The organism is Profundibacter amoris (assembly GCF_003544895.1).
GTDB lineage: Bacteria > Pseudomonadota > Alphaproteobacteria > Rhodobacterales > Rhodobacteraceae > Profundibacter > Profundibacter amoris.
In genome coordinates this window covers 1,486,780-1,502,512 of sequence record NZ_CP032125.1, presented here as the reverse complement: position 1 = coordinate 1,502,512, position 15,733 = coordinate 1,486,780, and the positions used below count along the sequence as shown (strand labels likewise).

At 55.9% G+C, this 15,733-nt stretch carries 15 protein-coding genes; 9 read left to right on the top strand and 6 right to left on the bottom strand.

Translation table 11 applies throughout. The features are described 5' to 3' along the window. Positions 1-9 precede the first annotated feature (9 nt). Both BAR1_RS07490 and BAR1_RS07485 read right to left on the bottom strand, forming a co-directional pair. Complete coding sequence (locus BAR1_RS07490; RefSeq protein ID WP_118942444.1) at positions 10-726, bottom strand: RlmE family RNA methyltransferase; 717 nt, start codon at positions 724-726, stop codon at positions 10-12. Next, a complete protein-coding gene (locus tag BAR1_RS07485) occupies positions 726-1,838 on the bottom strand; it encodes a Ppx/GppA phosphatase family protein (RefSeq protein ID WP_118942443.1) in 1,113 nt (370 codons plus the stop codon). Before BAR1_RS07485 ends, BAR1_RS07490 begins: the two co-directional genes overlap by 1 nt. 253 nt (positions 1,839-2,091) lie before the next feature. On the opposite strand from BAR1_RS07485, the gene BAR1_RS07480 reads away from it, so the two are divergent. The 4 genes from BAR1_RS07480 (at position 2,092) to BAR1_RS07465 (ending at position 5,101) form a co-directional block, all read left to right on the top strand. Beyond that, complete coding sequence (locus BAR1_RS07480) at positions 2,092-2,388, top strand: virulence factor (RefSeq protein WP_118942442.1); 297 nt, start codon at positions 2,092-2,094, stop codon at positions 2,386-2,388. 26 nt (positions 2,389-2,414) lie between these two features. Continuing rightward, a complete protein-coding gene (locus tag BAR1_RS07475) occupies positions 2,415-3,350 on the top strand; it encodes a methylenetetrahydrofolate reductase (RefSeq protein WP_118942441.1) in 936 nt (311 codons plus the stop codon). Positions 3,351-3,359: 9 nt separating this feature from the next. After that, positions 3,360-4,319, top strand: coding sequence for a methyltetrahydrofolate cobalamin methyltransferase (locus tag BAR1_RS07470; RefSeq protein ID WP_118942440.1), 960 nt, complete (start codon positions 3,360-3,362; stop codon positions 4,317-4,319). Between the two features lie 158 nt (positions 4,320-4,477). After that, a complete protein-coding gene (locus BAR1_RS07465; RefSeq protein ID WP_162891697.1) occupies positions 4,478-5,101 on the top strand; it encodes a DUF6778 family protein in 624 nt (207 codons plus the stop codon). A 76-nt stretch (positions 5,102-5,177) separates the two neighbouring features. Here BAR1_RS07465 and BAR1_RS07460 read toward each other — a convergent pair whose 3' ends face one another. Further along, positions 5,178-5,747 (bottom strand): cytochrome P460 family protein, encoded by a 570-nt coding sequence (locus BAR1_RS07460; RefSeq protein ID WP_118942438.1) that lies wholly within the window; start codon positions 5,745-5,747, stop codon positions 5,178-5,180. A gap of 178 nt (positions 5,748-5,925) precedes the next feature. Between BAR1_RS07460 and BAR1_RS07455 the strand changes: the two genes are divergently transcribed. Next, positions 5,926-6,642 (top strand): c-type cytochrome, encoded by a 717-nt coding sequence (locus BAR1_RS07455; RefSeq protein WP_118942437.1) that lies wholly within the window; start codon positions 5,926-5,928, stop codon positions 6,640-6,642. Positions 6,643-6,721: 79 nt separating this feature from the next. Here the strand turns inward: BAR1_RS07455 and BAR1_RS07450 are convergent, their stop codons facing one another. Next, entirely contained in the window at positions 6,722-6,979 is a 258-nt protein-coding gene (locus BAR1_RS07450) for a hypothetical protein (protein WP_118942436.1), read from the bottom strand. Positions 6,980-7,360: 381 nt separating this feature from the next. Then, entirely contained in the window at positions 7,361-8,908 is a 1,548-nt protein-coding gene (locus tag BAR1_RS07445; protein ID WP_162891696.1) for a phosphate ABC transporter substrate-binding/OmpA family protein, read from the bottom strand. A 427-nt stretch (positions 8,909-9,335) separates the two neighbouring features. Between BAR1_RS07445 and BAR1_RS07440 the strand changes: the two genes are divergently transcribed. After that, positions 9,336-10,487, top strand: a complete 1,152-nt coding sequence (locus BAR1_RS07440) for a CaiB/BaiF CoA transferase family protein (RefSeq protein WP_118942434.1) — start codon at positions 9,336-9,338, stop codon at positions 10,485-10,487. 86 nt (positions 10,488-10,573) lie between these two features. Here BAR1_RS07440 and BAR1_RS07435 read toward each other — a convergent pair whose 3' ends face one another. Next, positions 10,574-11,359, bottom strand: coding sequence for a hypothetical protein (locus BAR1_RS07435; protein WP_118942433.1), 786 nt, complete (start codon positions 11,357-11,359; stop codon positions 10,574-10,576). 263 nt (positions 11,360-11,622) lie between these two features. On the opposite strand from BAR1_RS07435, the gene BAR1_RS07430 reads away from it, so the two are divergent. From BAR1_RS07430 to BAR1_RS07420, 3 genes are all read left to right on the top strand, one after another. Next, the gene (locus tag BAR1_RS07430; RefSeq protein WP_118942432.1) at positions 11,623-13,665 is read left to right on the top strand and encodes an ASKHA domain-containing protein; all 2,043 of its coding nucleotides are present in this window, start codon (positions 11,623-11,625) and stop codon (positions 13,663-13,665) included. A gap of 223 nt (positions 13,666-13,888) precedes the next feature. Further along, the gene (locus tag BAR1_RS07425) at positions 13,889-15,145 is read left to right on the top strand and encodes a PQQ-dependent sugar dehydrogenase (RefSeq protein WP_118942431.1); all 1,257 of its coding nucleotides are present in this window, start codon (positions 13,889-13,891) and stop codon (positions 15,143-15,145) included. Beyond that, a complete protein-coding gene (locus tag BAR1_RS07420; protein WP_118942430.1) occupies positions 15,146-15,718 on the top strand; it encodes a c-type cytochrome in 573 nt (190 codons plus the stop codon). The last annotated feature ends 15 nt before the right edge of the window (positions 15,719-15,733 follow it).

The following is a 15,733-nucleotide window of genomic DNA, read 5'->3' as shown; positions in this document are numbered from 1 at the left end:
CACAAAGGATTATCCCCGAAACCCTGTGGCCACCACGAATTTTTCGGAGCTGTCCGACCGGCTGGCGGGCGGTTTCACATTCGCCACTTTGGTGAACTTCATCTTCAACAGCTTTTGCAAATCACCCTCGGCCCCGCCGGCCAGAACCTTGGCGATGAATGTGCCGCCCTCTTCCAGCACGTCAAAGGCGAAATAGGCCGCGGTCTCGCACAGGGCCATGATGCGCATATGATCGGTCTGTTTGTGGCCCGAGGCCTTGGCGGCCATGTCGGACATCACCACATCGGCCTTGCCGCCCAGCCAGTTTTTGACCAGATCATCGGCCCCGTCCGCCATGAAGTCCAGCACATGGATTTCTGCCCCCGGCACCGGTTCAACCTGTTGCAGGTCAACCCCGATCAGACGGCCAACCGCCTTGCCCTTGCGTTCGCCCAGCGAATTGATGCGCGGCACCGCAACCTGAAGCCAGCCACCGGGGGCGCAGCCCAGATCAACCACCCGCGCACCGGGCACCAGAAAACGGTATTTGTCGTCCAGTTCCATGATCTTGAAGGCCGCACGTCCGCGATAGCCCTCGGTCGTGGCGCGTTTTACATAGGGGTCGTTCAACTGGCGTTCCAGCCACAGCGTCGAGGACAGCTTGCGACCGCGCGCCGATTTCACCTTGACCCGCAGATCGCGTTGCCCGCGTCCGCTAATGTTTTTTCCTGTTGGGCTTTTGGCCATCAGTCTATCCCGTCTTTCAGCACCCCGTCGGCGCTCATTTGTGCGTATAGCAGGCCTTCGCGCAAACCGCGATCAGCAACTGACAAACGGTCCGTCGGCCAGACCCGCAGCAAAGCCTGCAAAATGGCGGCGCCCGACATGATCAACGCCTGCCGGTCGCGCCCGATGCGCGGATCCCTGCGCCGCCCTTCCGGCCCCAGTGACAGATAATCGCGCACCACGGCGTCAATTTGGCCCGAGGTCATGCGCAGCCCGTCCACCTTGTTGCGGTCATAGCGGCGCAACCCAAGATGCGAGGCCGCGACCGTTGTTACCGTGCCCGAGGTGCCGACGATCTGGAACCCCTCTTTGGCCTGCTCGCTTTCGAATGGCGAAAATCCTGCCAGATTTTCCTCGAAATGACAGGACATAAGGGCAAATCGAGCGGCGTCATCGTCCACATCATCGAAGATATCACGCAGGGTGGCCACTCCCAAGGGCACCGAAATCCAGTCCACCACGCGGGCGTTTTCAATCAGCGTCTGATCCTGCAAAAAACCCGTGCGCAACCGCATGATCGATTTTGCGCGGTCATGCGCCGGCACTTTGGAAATATCGATCCAGACCAGTTCGGTCGACCCGCCGCCGATATCCACCACCAGCAATTGTTCGGTGCGTTTAGACACCAGCGGCGCACAGGAAATCACCGCCAGACGCGCTTCTTCCTCGGGTTCGATAATTTCCAGCGTCAGACCGGTTTCGCGTTTCACCAAGCGGTGGAATTCGGCCGCGTTTTTCGCCCTGCGACAGGCTTCGGTCGCGACCAGCCGCATATTGGTAACATTATGGTTTTGCAGCTTTTTCTTGCAAATTCGAAGGGCTTGAACCGTTCGCTTGATCGACGCGCGACTAAGCCTGCCCGTCGCCTCAAGGCCCGAGCCAAGCTGCACGGATTTGGAAAAACTGTCAACCACAGTGAACTGGTTGCCCGTAGGTTGGGCAATCAGCATGCGGCAACTATTTGTGCCCAGGTCCAACGCTGCATAAAGCGGCGCCGGATCAGACGTTTTTGGCGCGGGTGGTTCAACCGCATCGGGGAACGCGCCCGCACCGGACAGACGCTTGGGCGTCATGGTCACGCCCTCCATTTCGAGTTGTCCCCAAGGTAAACCCGACAGACCACGGGCGCAAGGTGTCGGATGATCAATTCTGCACCTTTCATAACCATCATGAGAATTATGACAGCGGGCTGCACTGGTCTCCTTGCTGTGTATTGCTTAGACAGGCGGCACCACGGGGCGTCGCAACACCGCCCCTGAATGTCGAAAACAGCCCCTGAAGACGTGGTATGCCCGCGTAAGCATGGAGTGTGAAAGGAATCAGCGAATGCCCGATGTGACCATAGTTTACTGGCGTGATATTCCGGCCCAGGTTATTGTGGGCAAGGGACGGCGTGCCAGCAAGGTGCAACTGGCAGAACGGTTCGAACAGGCGATCGACCGCGCCGCGATGAAGGTGGGGGCCGCCGGAACGGATGCCTATCTTGCCGAATGGCGGCGTGCGGCCCCTTATACTGTGGACGGGGACGCAGACCAGATCGCGGCAGACGAGGCCGCGCGCCTTGAGGCCGAATTCGACGCCGAGCGGATCAAACAGCTGATTTCCAATGACGGATGGGCCTAGGTCCGAATTCCATAAAGGAGGCCGTAATGGCGCTGTTGCAGTTCAAAAAGAAACCCGAGGCAGACCCCCTGCCGGTTAATCCACAGCTTGAGGCCCTTCTGAAGGGCTATTCCATCGAGGTGATGCCCCGCACCGCCGCCAAGGTCGAGGATTTCACCGCCCTGCTGCCCAAGGGCACCCGTGTTTACGTGGCCCACCTTGAGGGCACCCCGATCGAGGATATGGTCGCCACCGCCGCACGCCTGTCTGCCGACGGCTATGACGTGATGCCGCATTTCCCCGCCCGCATCATTGCCGACCGCGCCACGCTGGCCGACTGGGTTTCGCGTTATAGGGGTGACGCGGACGTAACGCAGGCGCTTTTGCTCGCTGGCGGGGTCTCTAAACCACTGGGAGAGTTCGACAATTCCATGCAACTGCTGGAAACGGGTCTTTTTGATTCGGCCGGTTTCACGAATCTGCATTTTGCCGGCCATCCGGAAGGCAATCGCGATATTGATCCGGACGGATCGGACAAGAATGTAATGGACGCCCTGCGCTGGAAACAGGATTTTTCAAACCGCACTGACGCCAAAACCGCGCTGGCCACCCAGTTTATTTTCGAGGCCAAGCCGGTGATCGAATGGGCTGATGCGCTTAAGGAGGCAGGCATCGACATGCCGATCCATCTGGGCATTGCCGGTCCGGCCAAATTGCAGACGCTGGTAAAATTCGCCATCGCCTGCGGCGTTGGCCCGTCCCTGAAAGTTCTGCAAAAACGCGCCAAGGATATGACCAAACTGTTGTTGCCCTTCGAGCCGACAGACCTGCTGACCGCACTGGCCGCCTACAAGGCGGAAAACCCTGACTCAAACATCGCCCAGGTGCATTTCTTCCCCTTGGGCGGCATCAAAACCAATGCCAACTGGGCCATCGCGCATGGCGGCAAATCCGCCGTTCCGGCCAACCAAACCCAAGATTAAGGACCATCCATGACCCGCACCGTTATCGAGAGCAAAACCAAGACCATCACCATCGGCTTTGACGAACCCTTCTGCGTGATCGGCGAGCGGATCAACCCAACCGGCCGCAAGAAACTGGCCGCCGAACTGGAAGCGGGCGATTTTTCGACTGTGGAAATGGATGCGTTAAATCAGGTGGCCTGTGGTGCCACCATGCTGGATATTAACGCGGGCGTTGTTTACAATTCCAACCCCAACCCGAACGAAACCGAACCACCCCTGATGACCAAAATGATTGAACTGGTTCAAGGGCTTGTCGATATTCCTTTATGTATCGACAGTTCGGTCGCTGCGGCACTTGAGGCCGGCTTGCAGGCCTGCGAAGGCCGCCCGTTGCTAAATTCTGTGACCGGCGAAGAGGAAAAGCTGGAGCTGATCCTGCCGCTGGCCAAAAAGTATAACGTGCCCGTTGTGGCCATTTCCAACGACGACACCGGTATTTCCGAAGACCCCGAAGTGCGTTTTGCTGTGGCAAAAAAGATTGTCGAGCGTGCCGCCGATTTCGGCATCCCGGCGCATGACATTGTGGTTGACCCGCTGGTGATGCCAATCGGCGCGATGGCCGGTGCGGGCCAGCAGGTCTTTACCCTTGTGCGCCGCCTTCGTAACGAGTTGGGCGTGAACACCACTTGTGGTGCCTCGAACATCAGTTTCGGTCTGCCGCACCGGCACGGGATCAATGCAGCCTTCCTGCCGATGGCCATTGCATCCGGTATGACCAGCGCCATTATGAACCCGCTGCGCCCTGTGGAAATGGAAGCAATCAAAGCCGCCAACCTGCTGATGAACCATGACGCCCACGGGGCCGAGTGGATCAAATTCGGCCGGGTGCTGGATGCGGTCGAGCAAGGCACGGCTTTCCCCGAGGCCTCAAAGGCGGCTAACGCGGCAGGTTCAGGCCGTGGCGGGCGTCGGCGCCGTAGGGGCTGAGGCCAGGCCATAGTGGTTTTTCAAAAACACACAATGTGAATAATCGAAACAATAACCGTTTGTTTAGTAATGCAAATGAATGCTTTGCGTGCTATTGCGGGCTAGAGACAATGGTCTTTTAATAAGTACTGGTCAGCTGTGAAATGAAGAGGTCAAACATGTTTAACTCAAAGTTACTTACTCCTATTGTGATCGCCGGGGCACTATTTTTGTCTGCTTGTGGCGCAAAATGGGAAACCGCGTATCCTGACGACATCAACCCCGACGTGTCCAAAGGCTGGCGTGTTGTGGCTGTTGATGTTCAGGTTCCCAAATCCCTATCGGTTTCCGAAGCAAACACCTATGCCCCCGACGCGGATATTGTCTGGCGCGAAGACCCCTATGGCAAGGGCAGCCGCTATCAACAAGTTGATGCGATTATAACAGATGCCGCCAAACGCGGCGCCAAGGTTCTGCGCGGCGGCAAGCCCGTGAAACTGGTTATCGTGATGCAGCAATTCCACGCCCTGAGTGAAAAAGCGCGCTACGGATTGAACAATGCCGGCGTGCACAACATCGTCTTTACAGCCCAGGTATTTGATGCCCGCACCGGAAAGCCACTGACAAATCCCGACCTGATCAAGGCGGATCTTGTGGCATATGTCGGCGAACAGGCCATTGATGCCGAGCGCAAGGGTCTGACCCAGAAAGTGCGCATCATCGATCACGTTTCCAAAGTGATCAAAGGTTGGCTGAGCCATACGGTTGATGTGCGCGGTAAATTCTCGCGCAGCGGCCGATAAAAAACCGCCCGGCCAAATGGCCGGACGGCAATCAATTCCTGATAAAGGCGTGCCGAAAATCCGGCGCGCCTTTTCTTTACTTCATCATCATCATTTCTGCGATGGGTGCATTGGTGGTAAAGATATAATCCCCCCCGTCAGCGCCCGAATGACAAGCGATACAGCCCTTGTCCATCCCTTTGGCCACCTTGCCGGCAAGGCTCATGCCCTTGGGGTTTTTATCCAGTGATCCATCCGGCAGGAACTTGGCCCAGAACCAGTTCTGGTTATCCGCATCAAACCCGTCTTCACGTTTGTACATCACTGTGACAGCGCCCAGATGTTTACCCGGTTCGGCAATGATCTGATCTGCTTCGACTTCGGCGGGACCATAGTTGCGTTTCACAATCAATGCGCCGGTGTGATCGCCAATTGTAGCCGAGGAATAAAAGGTTTCCAGCATCGCCCCATGCGGTGCGGTGCCTTCATACGGGAACGATTTGATCGCATGGTCCCCCACAAGGTTTTGCGCCTGCATCGCCTCCCAGATCAGTTTGGCATAGGCCAGATCATCATCCGACCCGAATGGCGCCATCTGCGCGCTGGCCGTGCCTATGCTTAATCCCAACGCCAATACGGCTGCGGTGCTTTTCATCAGTTTTCTCATGGGTTTCTCCCTTGGCTTCAAATTCAATCTTGCCTCACCTTAGCCTGCGACAATCTGTCAGGTGAAATCACCTTCACTGAACAAACCATCACCATAGCGTGATAGGTTTTGAGCCAAAGATGAGTGGACAGAGCGCCCTGTTCCGCCCCACCCTAGGGCGAAACACGGAGCCAAAATTATGAAAACTGCCGCTATTTTTCCCGCCCTCGTTCTTGTTATCAATGCCGCAACGGCCCAAGCACAAGATGCTGACGCCGGTCGGCTTGTCTTTAAAAAATGCGCCGCTTGTCATCAGATCGGCGACGGGGCCAAAAACGGCGCCGGGCCGGTTCTGACCGGCATCATCGGCCGTCCTGCGGGCAGCTATGACGGGTTTCGTTATTCAAAGTATATGGTCGCAGCAGGCGAGGCCGGACACGTCTGGGACGAGGACAGTATCTTTGAATACATCAGCAACCCGACCAAATACCTGCGCAAAATTCTGGACAACCCGCGTGCCAAGGCAAAAATGCGCTTCAAGCTGAAATCCGAGGAGGACCGGCGCAATGTGATCGCCTATCTTGCCACATTCCAGACCACAATGGGCGAGGCCCCCGAGGCGATGGAGCAAATGACCGCCCTGCCCTCGACCGACACCCCTGGACGTGTCTGTGTGACCAATGGCACAGCGCAAGAACATCTGTTCATTGTGGAAACCCGGAACACCCGGATCAACGAAATGCTTGGCGCGGGCATGCAGTTATGTGCAGACAGCGACCAAGGCGGAAAAATCAGCGTCTTTGAAAACCCCGACGACCAAGAAGGCTGCACCCGTATTATGGCGCCGAACAAAAGCGATACTCTGGTGCGATATATGGAGTTTGACCGCTGTGAATGGGGAACACACAATCAGTAAGGCTGCGTAAAACAATGAAGGCGGAGTTGTTAAAACTCCGCCATCATAAGTCGTTCTTTTCGATTGCCTTGTGCCAGCCTTAGCTGGATGACGGGCAGGCATTCCCGTTGCAGTATACTTTGCTGGCATCAACACTCAGAACGCCCAGACCTTCAACATCAATCAGGTAGAATCCGTTTTTGACATCATCCAGTTGCCCGACCAGAAACAGGGTTCCGTCATATGACTCCAGAGTAATACTCTGCGTGTCATCAGAACCTGCAAATGCAGCCCCTGAAAAAGCTGTGGATAATACGATTGCACCTGCACCGATTTTCTTCGAAATATTTCCAAACATTATCACTCTACTCCTAGCACAAACTGGCTATTACTAGGCCCTGTATTTCAAGCCCGATTTCACATGACGATTGAACCGTCGATTAACAATGCCCCCATTGGTTACATCACCTACGCCCCTGACCGGGCGACAACAACACTACCTTTTAGACAGTTTATTAACCATGAAAGCCGTTAATTGGCCCTATTTTCAAGCCAATAAACAGCCATCCAGAAAACTGTTTCTGCGGCTTCACCAAACTGAAAATAGAATCATTTTCTTAAAAACACGCAATAGATTGAAAACAGATGCCTCCACCTGATTACGCACACAAACAAAATGGCCGCATGCAAATACACACGGCCATCTTTCTGTGATTGGGTCTTGGTCCTAAATTCAGGATTAACGCTTCCCGGGAACGCGCAACCACACCTCGACCCTGCGGTTTCTTGCGCGGCCCACATCGCTTTCATTGCAGGACAGTGGCAGCAATTCCCCATAACTAAGCGGCGTAAGTTTCAGTTGCGCCAGCGCCTGTGGGGACAAAACCCGCTCCATTTCTGCGCGCACCGCCAAAGCCCTTTTCCGGGCCAATTTGGTGTTTCTGACTTCCGACCCGATCGAATCCGCAAACCCGACCAGCAGCACTTCGTTGCCAACGAATTCACCTTTTTCCATACGGGCCGCCAGTTCTTGCAGATTTCGTACGGATTCAACATCCAGTTGGCTTGAACCGGGCTGAAAGCGGAAAGAAATGCTAAGACGGTCAGCATTGCGCAATTCCTGCATCATCTTGACGTATAGTCTTGGATTGAAATCCGGCTCGACCGCTGCGGTATGGATCAGCATCATGCCCATATCCTCTAGCCGCATCCGTTCAAGGCCACGACCGACAAAACCGGCTTCCTCGATATAGGGTTGTGCATCATCGGTCATCGACCATTCGATAAACGCCGCCGCTTCGGGATGCAGATCACCGGGTTTGGTATACATATACAGACGCCGCGACAGCGAATAACCCTCGATCTTAATCCGGAAATCGGTTGGCGGAGACAGCAGGCCGCAATCCTCGCGGATCGTCAGGCGGTTCACACCGTTTGCAAAAGAACGCCCGACAAAGCCGATGCCGCCGCGATCTGCAATAACCGCATCCACCATACCCTGATAGGATTTGTTTTCGGTCACATTGGATGTTTCATCGCGTCCGTGGGGGCGAACAATCCGGTCCAGCAAAATCGCGCGGTCACCCGAGCTTTTGCCAAAACTCTGGATATTGATCGGGTAATCCCCCCCACCCAGTTCCAGCCAGTTGGTGATTTCACCTGCCCAGATTTTCGAGATTTCCTCTGACGTCAGGTTGCGCACCGGATTATCCGGATTAAGAATAACCACAATTCCGTCGACACCGATGACGATTTCATTGTCGGTATCGCGCAATTCGCCAATTCCGGCCGCTTGAAGCTTGGCAAGATCGCTGTCCTTCATCCGGCGGTCAGCCACCCCGATCACGGCAGACCCGTCTGCCAGCGCAGGGAACGCCGTGCCCGAACCGCGCGACTGAAGATCGACCTCTAACCGAAGCGTTCCATCAGGATTCGTCAGGCGGATTTTCCGTTCCGCCGCATTTTCCGTTGCCACGATTTCATAGGTCGCGCCGACACTTTTGGCATAACCGCGCATCAGATTTGGTATCAGATTTGTTCCAACGGTTCTTGAGCCGTATATGCCGAAATACGGCGCATACTGCTTGATCACCGGACATGCAGCACCTTCGCATGTCACATCATTCATATTGATCTGTATTTTGCCCATCCCTTGAACCGTGATGAAATATGTTCCATCGGCGAATTCATCCAACTCGCCGATCAGCTTCAATTCACCGCCCACAGATTTAAGCGTGACAGTCTTGTCCTCTTGTGCATTTGCAGCACCACTAAATGCCAATGCCATTAGTGTAGCTGCCCCAACGGGTAATATTGTTTTCCCGATTATTCGCAATCCAAACATCGTTAATCCTCTCATCCTAATTTTCACTACTGCACTCGGTAACTCGGGGCGCCCACATAAAATGAGTGCGGCCAATACTGTGATATACAGCTACACCAATACAATTTCTCTCCCTTTTTATACACTTGTTAAGTGTTAATGGGGCAAATTTATGACTTAGTGTTGTTAATCGCGGATAACTAAGAAAACACTCGGTTACCGGCTGATTACCCCTGCATATCTCTATCTCCGGACGATTAATCCTATGAAATGGGTTTCCGGTCCGGCCCTTTCATGTTCTTCAAGCCGGGATCCGGATATGCTGATCTATATCATTGATATGCCACCTAAAACTTGCCACCATTAGCCGGAACACATCAGGAGTCCTCCCATGTCTACCCCGCTTTCCGACATCACCGTCATTGACCTGTCCCATGTGCTGGCCGGTCCTTACTGCACCATGATGCTATCCGATCTGGGCGCACGCGTGATCAAAATCGAGCGCCCGGGCCTGGGGGACGACACCCGCGCCTTTCCACCGTTTCGCGGCAGCGAAAGCGCCTATTTCGCCACCATCAACCGTGGCAAGGAATCGATCGCGCTGGATTTGAAAAATCCGGATGATCGCGCCTTGTTTGAACAGATGTTGCCAAAGGCCGATGTTCTGGTCGAAAACTTCCGCCCCGGCGTGATGGAGCGGCTGGGCTATGGCTGGGAAGACCTGCATGCAAAATACCCCCGCCTGATCTATGCCGCCGTGTCGGGGTTTGGCCATACCGGCCCCGACGCCCAGAAACCCGCCTATGACATGGTGGTGCAGGCCCGTGGCGGGGTGATGTCGATCACCGGCGAAAAAGACCGCGAGCCGGTGCGTGTCGGGGCCTCGGTCGGGGATATCATTGCCGGATCATTCCTGAGCACCGGCGTGATTGCCGCCCTGTATGAACGCACACAAACCGGACAGGGGCGCAAGATCGACGTTGCCATGCTGGACAGCCAGATTGCCATTCTGGAACATGCGGTGGCCATCACCGGCGAAACCGGCATCCCCCCTGCCCCGTCTGGCGCGCGGCATCCCTCGATCACCCCGTTTGAAACTTTTCACGCCAAGAACGGGCTGTTCGTGATCGCGGCGGGCAATGACGTTCTGTTTGCCAAAATGTGCGAAGTGCTGGGCCTTGGCCCGCTGCTGGAGGATCCGCGTTTTGCCAGCAATGCGGCGCGCTGCAAGCATGTCAAAATTCTGAAACGCCTGATTGAAACCGTGACATTGGCGCGCAAGAAAAAGCACTGGCTAAAACGGCTGGACGCCGCCGGTGTGCCCTGCGCGGCCATCCAGAACGTCGCCGAGGCCATGTCCGACCCGCAAATCCTCGCCCGCAACATGGTGGTAGAACTGGCCGCACCGGATGGTGGCAAACCGTTTCTGGCCGCCGGTAACCCGATCAAGATTTCGGGGATGGATGATACATTGAAAGATGCCCGTGCGCCCACGCTGGACGGGGACCGGCAGGCGGTGCTGGATTGGTTGAGTGAGGGGTGATGGGAAATACTGTGAGTGGGATCATGCACCACGTGGCTTGCTGGGCGTCTAAGCTAAACTCAGTGACACTGGAATTCTGAGCGCCCTCAAAGAGTGGGGGGGCGAGGTTTTTCTTTCAATCGTTTAAGATACATTTTTGTCGCCAGATCGAATTTGGAATCAAGGTCTATTTCAAAGGCATCGTCAACCCGAGAGTAACACAGGTGCCTTCTCGCAAGTGACATTATCTCATCTGCCGATAGCTGTTTTAGAATCCAAATAAGCATTGGGTCTGATGGCGGGTCAATCAAAAAATCCATTGCATACATTGCTGAAAAGAAAAATTCTTTGTCTGGTGTCATTTTGCAATTCAGATGAAGGGCATTCCCAATTGCCTCCGCAATTATATTTTCATTGTTTATATGTGCTTCATCAAGAAAGCCGTCGGGATCTCTATCTGCGTGTTTCAAAAAATTATAAGCTTTTCTTTTCTCAGTCCAGAACTGACGGACAAAACTGTCGGGGCCGTTGACCCTGATAGCCTCGATATCAATCTTCGGATTTGCCCCAAGAAACTCAACCATATCCTGAATTAACTTTCGGCCTTCCACACCCCAACTATCGAATTGGTCAAGCGAGAACTCACCGTCAAGAACATCTCTGGCGGCACGTAGAACTCCATAAATGCCACCATAGAAAGCGGGTTCTTTTCCGCGAGATTTCATTAAGTCAGCATAAAGATTTAATGCGGCCGATGCGACAGTATGAACCGCCAGTTGATCCTCTTCCATGAAATACATTCTGATTGCCGCAGACAGTTGTCGCTCTGCGGCAGACAATTTATTTACGAAGATTTTTCCTTCTTCTATCGTATTTTTGATCAGTTCAACCATCACCGCAATCTACTCTATTCACTCACGTTCACGCAATAGCGCTCTATAACAAGCCGTAGCAAGCGTAGGGTGGGTGCCAACCCACCGCCTACCGTATTGGTGGGTTGGCACCCACCCTACCTTATGACCAACAAGTCGGGTTAAATTTCATGCACCCCCCTCCCCATGCCGCTCCTCACCCCCTCCATGTCGCCCATAAGCATTGCACCTTCCCCCTGACCCATTATTAAGGGAGTGGAAACAGGCAGACAGGCACAACCGACATGAAAAAATCCGATCCTCTGGTGATCTTCACCCCCTCCGGCAAACGCGGGCATTTTGCCAAAGGCACCCCCGTTCTGACCGCCGCCCGCCAGCTCGGCGTCGATCTGGACTCGGTTTGCGGCGGGCGCGGGATTTGCTCGCGTTGCCAGATCACCCCGTCCTATGGTGAATTCTCCAAACACGGGGTCACCGTGGCCGATGATGCGCTGTCGGAATGGAACAGCGTTGAGGAGCGCTACAAATCCATCCGCGGGCTGATCGACGGGCGGCGTCTGGGCTGTCAGGCGAAAATCGAGGGCGATGTGGTGATCGACGTGCCGCCCGAAAGCCAGGTTCACAAACAGGTGGTGCGCAAACGGGCCGAAGCGCGCGACATCACCCTGAACCCCACCGTGCGCCTGTGTTACGTCGAGGTGGCGCAACCCGATATGCACGACCCGTCGGGCGATCTGGAACGGTTGGTGGATGCCTTGCAGCAGCAATGGGAGCTGGATGAAATCAGCGCCGATCTGTCGGTACTGTCCACCCTGCAAACACGCTTGCGCAAGGGCGAATGGAAAGTCACCGTCGCCCTGCATCAGGCGGCTGATGATGCCCCGCACACCATCCTGCGCGTCTGGTCCGGCTTCCATGACGCGCCTGCCTACGGGCTGGCGGTGGATGTCGGATCGACCACCATCGCCGCCCATCTGTGCGATCTGCACACCGGCGATGTGGTGGCCTCCTCCGGCATCATGAACCCGCAAATCCGCTTTGGCGAAGACCTGATGAGCCGCGTCTCCTACGGCATGATGAACGAGGGCGGCGCGGACGAGATGACGGCCGCCGTGCGCGACGGTCTGAACGCGCTGTTTGACCAGATCACCACGGATGCCGAGATCGACAAAACGCTGATCCTTGATACCGTGTTCGTCTGTAATCCGGTGATGCACCACCTGCTGCTGGGGATTGATCCCTACGAGTTGGGACAGGCCCCTTTCGCGCTGGCCACGTCCGATGCGATCCGCCTGAAGGCGCGTGATCTGGACCTAAACCTGCACCCCGAAACCCGCGCCTATATCCTGCCCTGTATCGCCGGTCATGTGGGTGCCGATGCCGCTGCCGTGGCCCTGTCCGAGGCGCCCGACAAATCCGATGATCTGGTGCTGGTGGTGGATGTGGGCACCAACGCCGAATTGTTGCTGGGGAACAAGGAGCGCGTGTTGGCCTGCTCATCCCCAACAGGTCCCGCCTTTGAAGGCGCGCAGATCAGCTCGGGCCAGCGCGCCGCCCCCGGTGCGATTGAGCATGTAACGATTGACCCCGTCACCAAAGAGCCGCGCTTTCAGGTGATCGGATCAGACTTGTGGTCGGACGAGGAAGGGTTTGACGCCGCCATCGCCACCACCGGCGTGACCGGCATTTGCGGTTCCGGCATCATCGAGCTGGTGGCGGAAATGCGCATGAGCGGCATTGTCGATGGCCCCGGCCTGATCGGCACCGCTGAACAGACCGGCACCCCGCGCTGTTTCACCGACGGGCGCACCAATTCCTATATGGTCTGGGACGGGTCCGCCGATGGTGGCCCCGTGATCACCGTCACCAACCGCGACATTCGCGAGATCCAGATGGCCAAGGCGGCGCTCTATTCCGGTGCGCGTCTGTTGATGGACAAATTCGGGGTGGATACGGTGGACCGGATCGTGCTGGCGGGGGCCTTTGGTGCGCATATCTCGCCCAAACACGCGATGGTTCTAGGGATGATCCCCGATTGCGAGCTGGACAAGGTAACATCGGCAGGCAACGCGGCTGGCACAGGTGCCCGCATTGCCCTGCTGAACCGGTCGGCCCGTCGCGAGATCGAAAAAACCGTACGCGATATCGACAAGGTGGAAACCGCGATCGAGCCGCGCTTTCAGGAGCATTTCGTCAATGCCTCCAACATCCCCAATGCGGTTGATCCATTCCCGATCCTGTCGCGTATCGTCACCCTGCCCGATGTGACCTTCAACACCGGCGGTGGAGGCGAAGGTGGTGGACGCAGACGGCGGCGGCGGGGGTAACGGCGGGGCTATTTGCCTTACGACTTAACGCTCATTGACAGAAAAAACTTCCTTCGACAGACTCTGGCGGATACAACACCCCAGTTGCCACGCGGCATTGCGGGGCTGATGCAGGCGCGCCACAATGGTCGCGAAGCCCGTAATACCATATGAAATCGCTAGAACCATACTCTCGGAATGATTTCTGCGTGTCCGGCTGACATTGAACATCAGGAGGGATACCATGAAAACCATACTATCCGCTATATCTGTTGCCGTTCTTTTTCCCGCCCCGTTATTTGCCCAGGGCGCGGATGTGCCGTCCAATCTGGAACGGCTTTCGAATTTTCAAACCACAGGCGTCACCGATTTCACCTATGTCGAACAGGGCGGCGATTATGCGGCCGGCATTCGCAGAACACTGGAGCGGATCACCCTGCCCGCCGGTTTCAAGATCGAGCTTTACGCCGTGGTGCCCGACGCAAGGCATATCGCGATCGGGCCGCAGGGGGTTGTCACCATTGTCGGCACCCGCAAGGAAAAGGTCTGGTCGGTGACCGACCGCAACAAGGACCGCGTGGCCGACGAGGTCAAGGATTTCGCCCCGTCCCTGCAATTTACTGTCCCGAACGGCCCCTGTTTTTCCAAGGACGGCTTTTTGTATATTGCCGAACAAAACCGCGTTCTGCTGTTTCCGGCTGCCGAGTATTTCTATGAAGGTCCGGATGTGGCCGCCTTTACGCTGGTGGCCAAGGGCGACCTGATCCCGGAAAACGAAGAAAGCTATAACCACACTTCACGGGTGTGTAAAATCGGCCCCGACGGCATGATCTATATTTCGATGGGTCAGCCCTTTAACGTCACCCCCGCCGATAAGGTCGAGATGTACCGGACGCTGGGCATTGGCGGTATCATCCGGATGAAACTGGATGGCACAGGGCGCGAGGTTTACACCACGGGCATCCGCAATTCCGTCGGCCATGATTTTCACCCCGAAACCGGTGAATTGTGGTTCACCGACAATCAGGTGGATGGCATGGGCGATGATATCCCCCCCGGTGAAATCAACCGCCAGACCACAGCGGGCCAGCATTTCGGCTTTCCATGGTATGGCGGCGGATCGGTGCGCACCAATGAATTCGAGGGCGAGGATATCCCCTTTGATGTCACAGCACCCGCGTCGGAGACCGTTGCCCATGCGGCCGATCTGGGCATGACGTTCTATACTGGTAAAATGTTCCCCGCCAAATACAAGAACGCGATCTTTTCCGCCCAACACGGATCATGGAACCGCACCACACCGGTTGGCGCGCGGGTGATGGTGACCTTCATTGATGACGAAGGCACTGCCACCACCCAACCCTTTGCCGAAGGCTGGATTGATGAAAACGGCGAATATCTGGGCCGTCCGGTGGATGTGGCGCAGATGCATGATGGATCGATTCTGGTGTCGGACGATCTGGCCGGCGCGCTTTACCGGATATCCTATGGCGGGAACTGATTGATGCGTCTTGCTTTGCTTCTGGGTTGTGTTCTGGCCGCCCGGATCGCATTGGGGGAACCGGCGGGAAACGCTGATAGCGGCCACAAACTGGCCCGCCAGTGCCGAACCTGTCATGGCATAAACGGCTATGCTAAAATTCCCATCGCACCACATATCGGCGGGGAAACGGCCGGTTATATTGCCCGCCAGTTAACCAGCTTTCGCGAGGGCCGCCGCAGCCACGAAATGATGAGTGTGATTGCAAGTGGCCTGACTGACACCGATATACGTGATCTGGCGGCATGGTATGCCTCGATCCCCATCCGGGCCGCATTGCCTGATGGCGCTGACACTGCAGACGCTCCGATAGAATGCACTGGTTGCCATGGCTCAGAGGGCATTGCAGTTATCCCCGAAGCACCCAATCTGGCGGGCGAATCGCTTGTCTATATCGAAACCCAGCTAAAAGCGTTTCGGGTGGGCAAGCGGCAGCACCCCGATATGAACAGAATTGCCGCCGGGCTGAGTGACGAAGATATCCGCACTGTGGCCCGTTGGTATACGCAGATCAATTTCGCGGTTCTGCCATAATCCGCACCACAGATG

What these genes read in the sequence shown, in the direction of transcription:
- BAR1_RS07435 (WP_118942433.1), bottom strand. Translation starts at nt 11,359, where the DNA reads ATGGTTGAACTGATCAAAAATACGATAGAAGAAGGAAAAATCTTCGTA.
- BAR1_RS07480 (WP_118942442.1), top strand. Translation starts at nt 2,092, where the DNA reads ATGCCCGATGTGACCATAGTTTACTGGCGTGATATTCCGGCCCAGGTT.
- BAR1_RS07490 (WP_118942444.1), bottom strand. Translation starts at nt 726, where the DNA reads ATGGCCAAAAGCCCAACAGGAAAAAACATTAGCGGACGCGGGCAACGC.
- BAR1_RS07450 (WP_118942436.1), bottom strand. Translation starts at nt 6,979, where the DNA reads ATGTTTGGAAATATTTCGAAGAAAATCGGTGCAGGTGCAATCGTATTA.
- BAR1_RS07455 (WP_118942437.1), top strand. Translation starts at nt 5,926, where the DNA reads ATGAAAACTGCCGCTATTTTTCCCGCCCTCGTTCTTGTTATCAATGCC.
- BAR1_RS07445 (WP_162891696.1), bottom strand. Translation starts at nt 8,908, where the DNA reads ATGGCATTGGCATTTAGTGGTGCTGCAAATGCACAAGAGGACAAGACT.
- BAR1_RS07470 (WP_118942440.1), top strand. Translation starts at nt 3,360, where the DNA reads ATGACCCGCACCGTTATCGAGAGCAAAACCAAGACCATCACCATCGGC.
- BAR1_RS07425 (WP_118942431.1), top strand. Translation starts at nt 13,889, where the DNA reads ATGAAAACCATACTATCCGCTATATCTGTTGCCGTTCTTTTTCCCGCC.
- BAR1_RS07465 (WP_162891697.1), top strand. Translation starts at nt 4,478, where the DNA reads ATGTTTAACTCAAAGTTACTTACTCCTATTGTGATCGCCGGGGCACTA.
- BAR1_RS07430 (WP_118942432.1), top strand. Translation starts at nt 11,623, where the DNA reads ATGAAAAAATCCGATCCTCTGGTGATCTTCACCCCCTCCGGCAAACGC.
- BAR1_RS07475 (WP_118942441.1), top strand. Translation starts at nt 2,415, where the DNA reads ATGGCGCTGTTGCAGTTCAAAAAGAAACCCGAGGCAGACCCCCTGCCG.
- BAR1_RS07460 (WP_118942438.1), bottom strand. Translation starts at nt 5,747, where the DNA reads ATGAGAAAACTGATGAAAAGCACCGCAGCCGTATTGGCGTTGGGATTA.
- BAR1_RS07440 (WP_118942434.1), top strand. Translation starts at nt 9,336, where the DNA reads ATGTCTACCCCGCTTTCCGACATCACCGTCATTGACCTGTCCCATGTG.
- BAR1_RS07485 (WP_118942443.1), bottom strand. Translation starts at nt 1,838, where the DNA reads ATGACGCCCAAGCGTCTGTCCGGTGCGGGCGCGTTCCCCGATGCGGTT.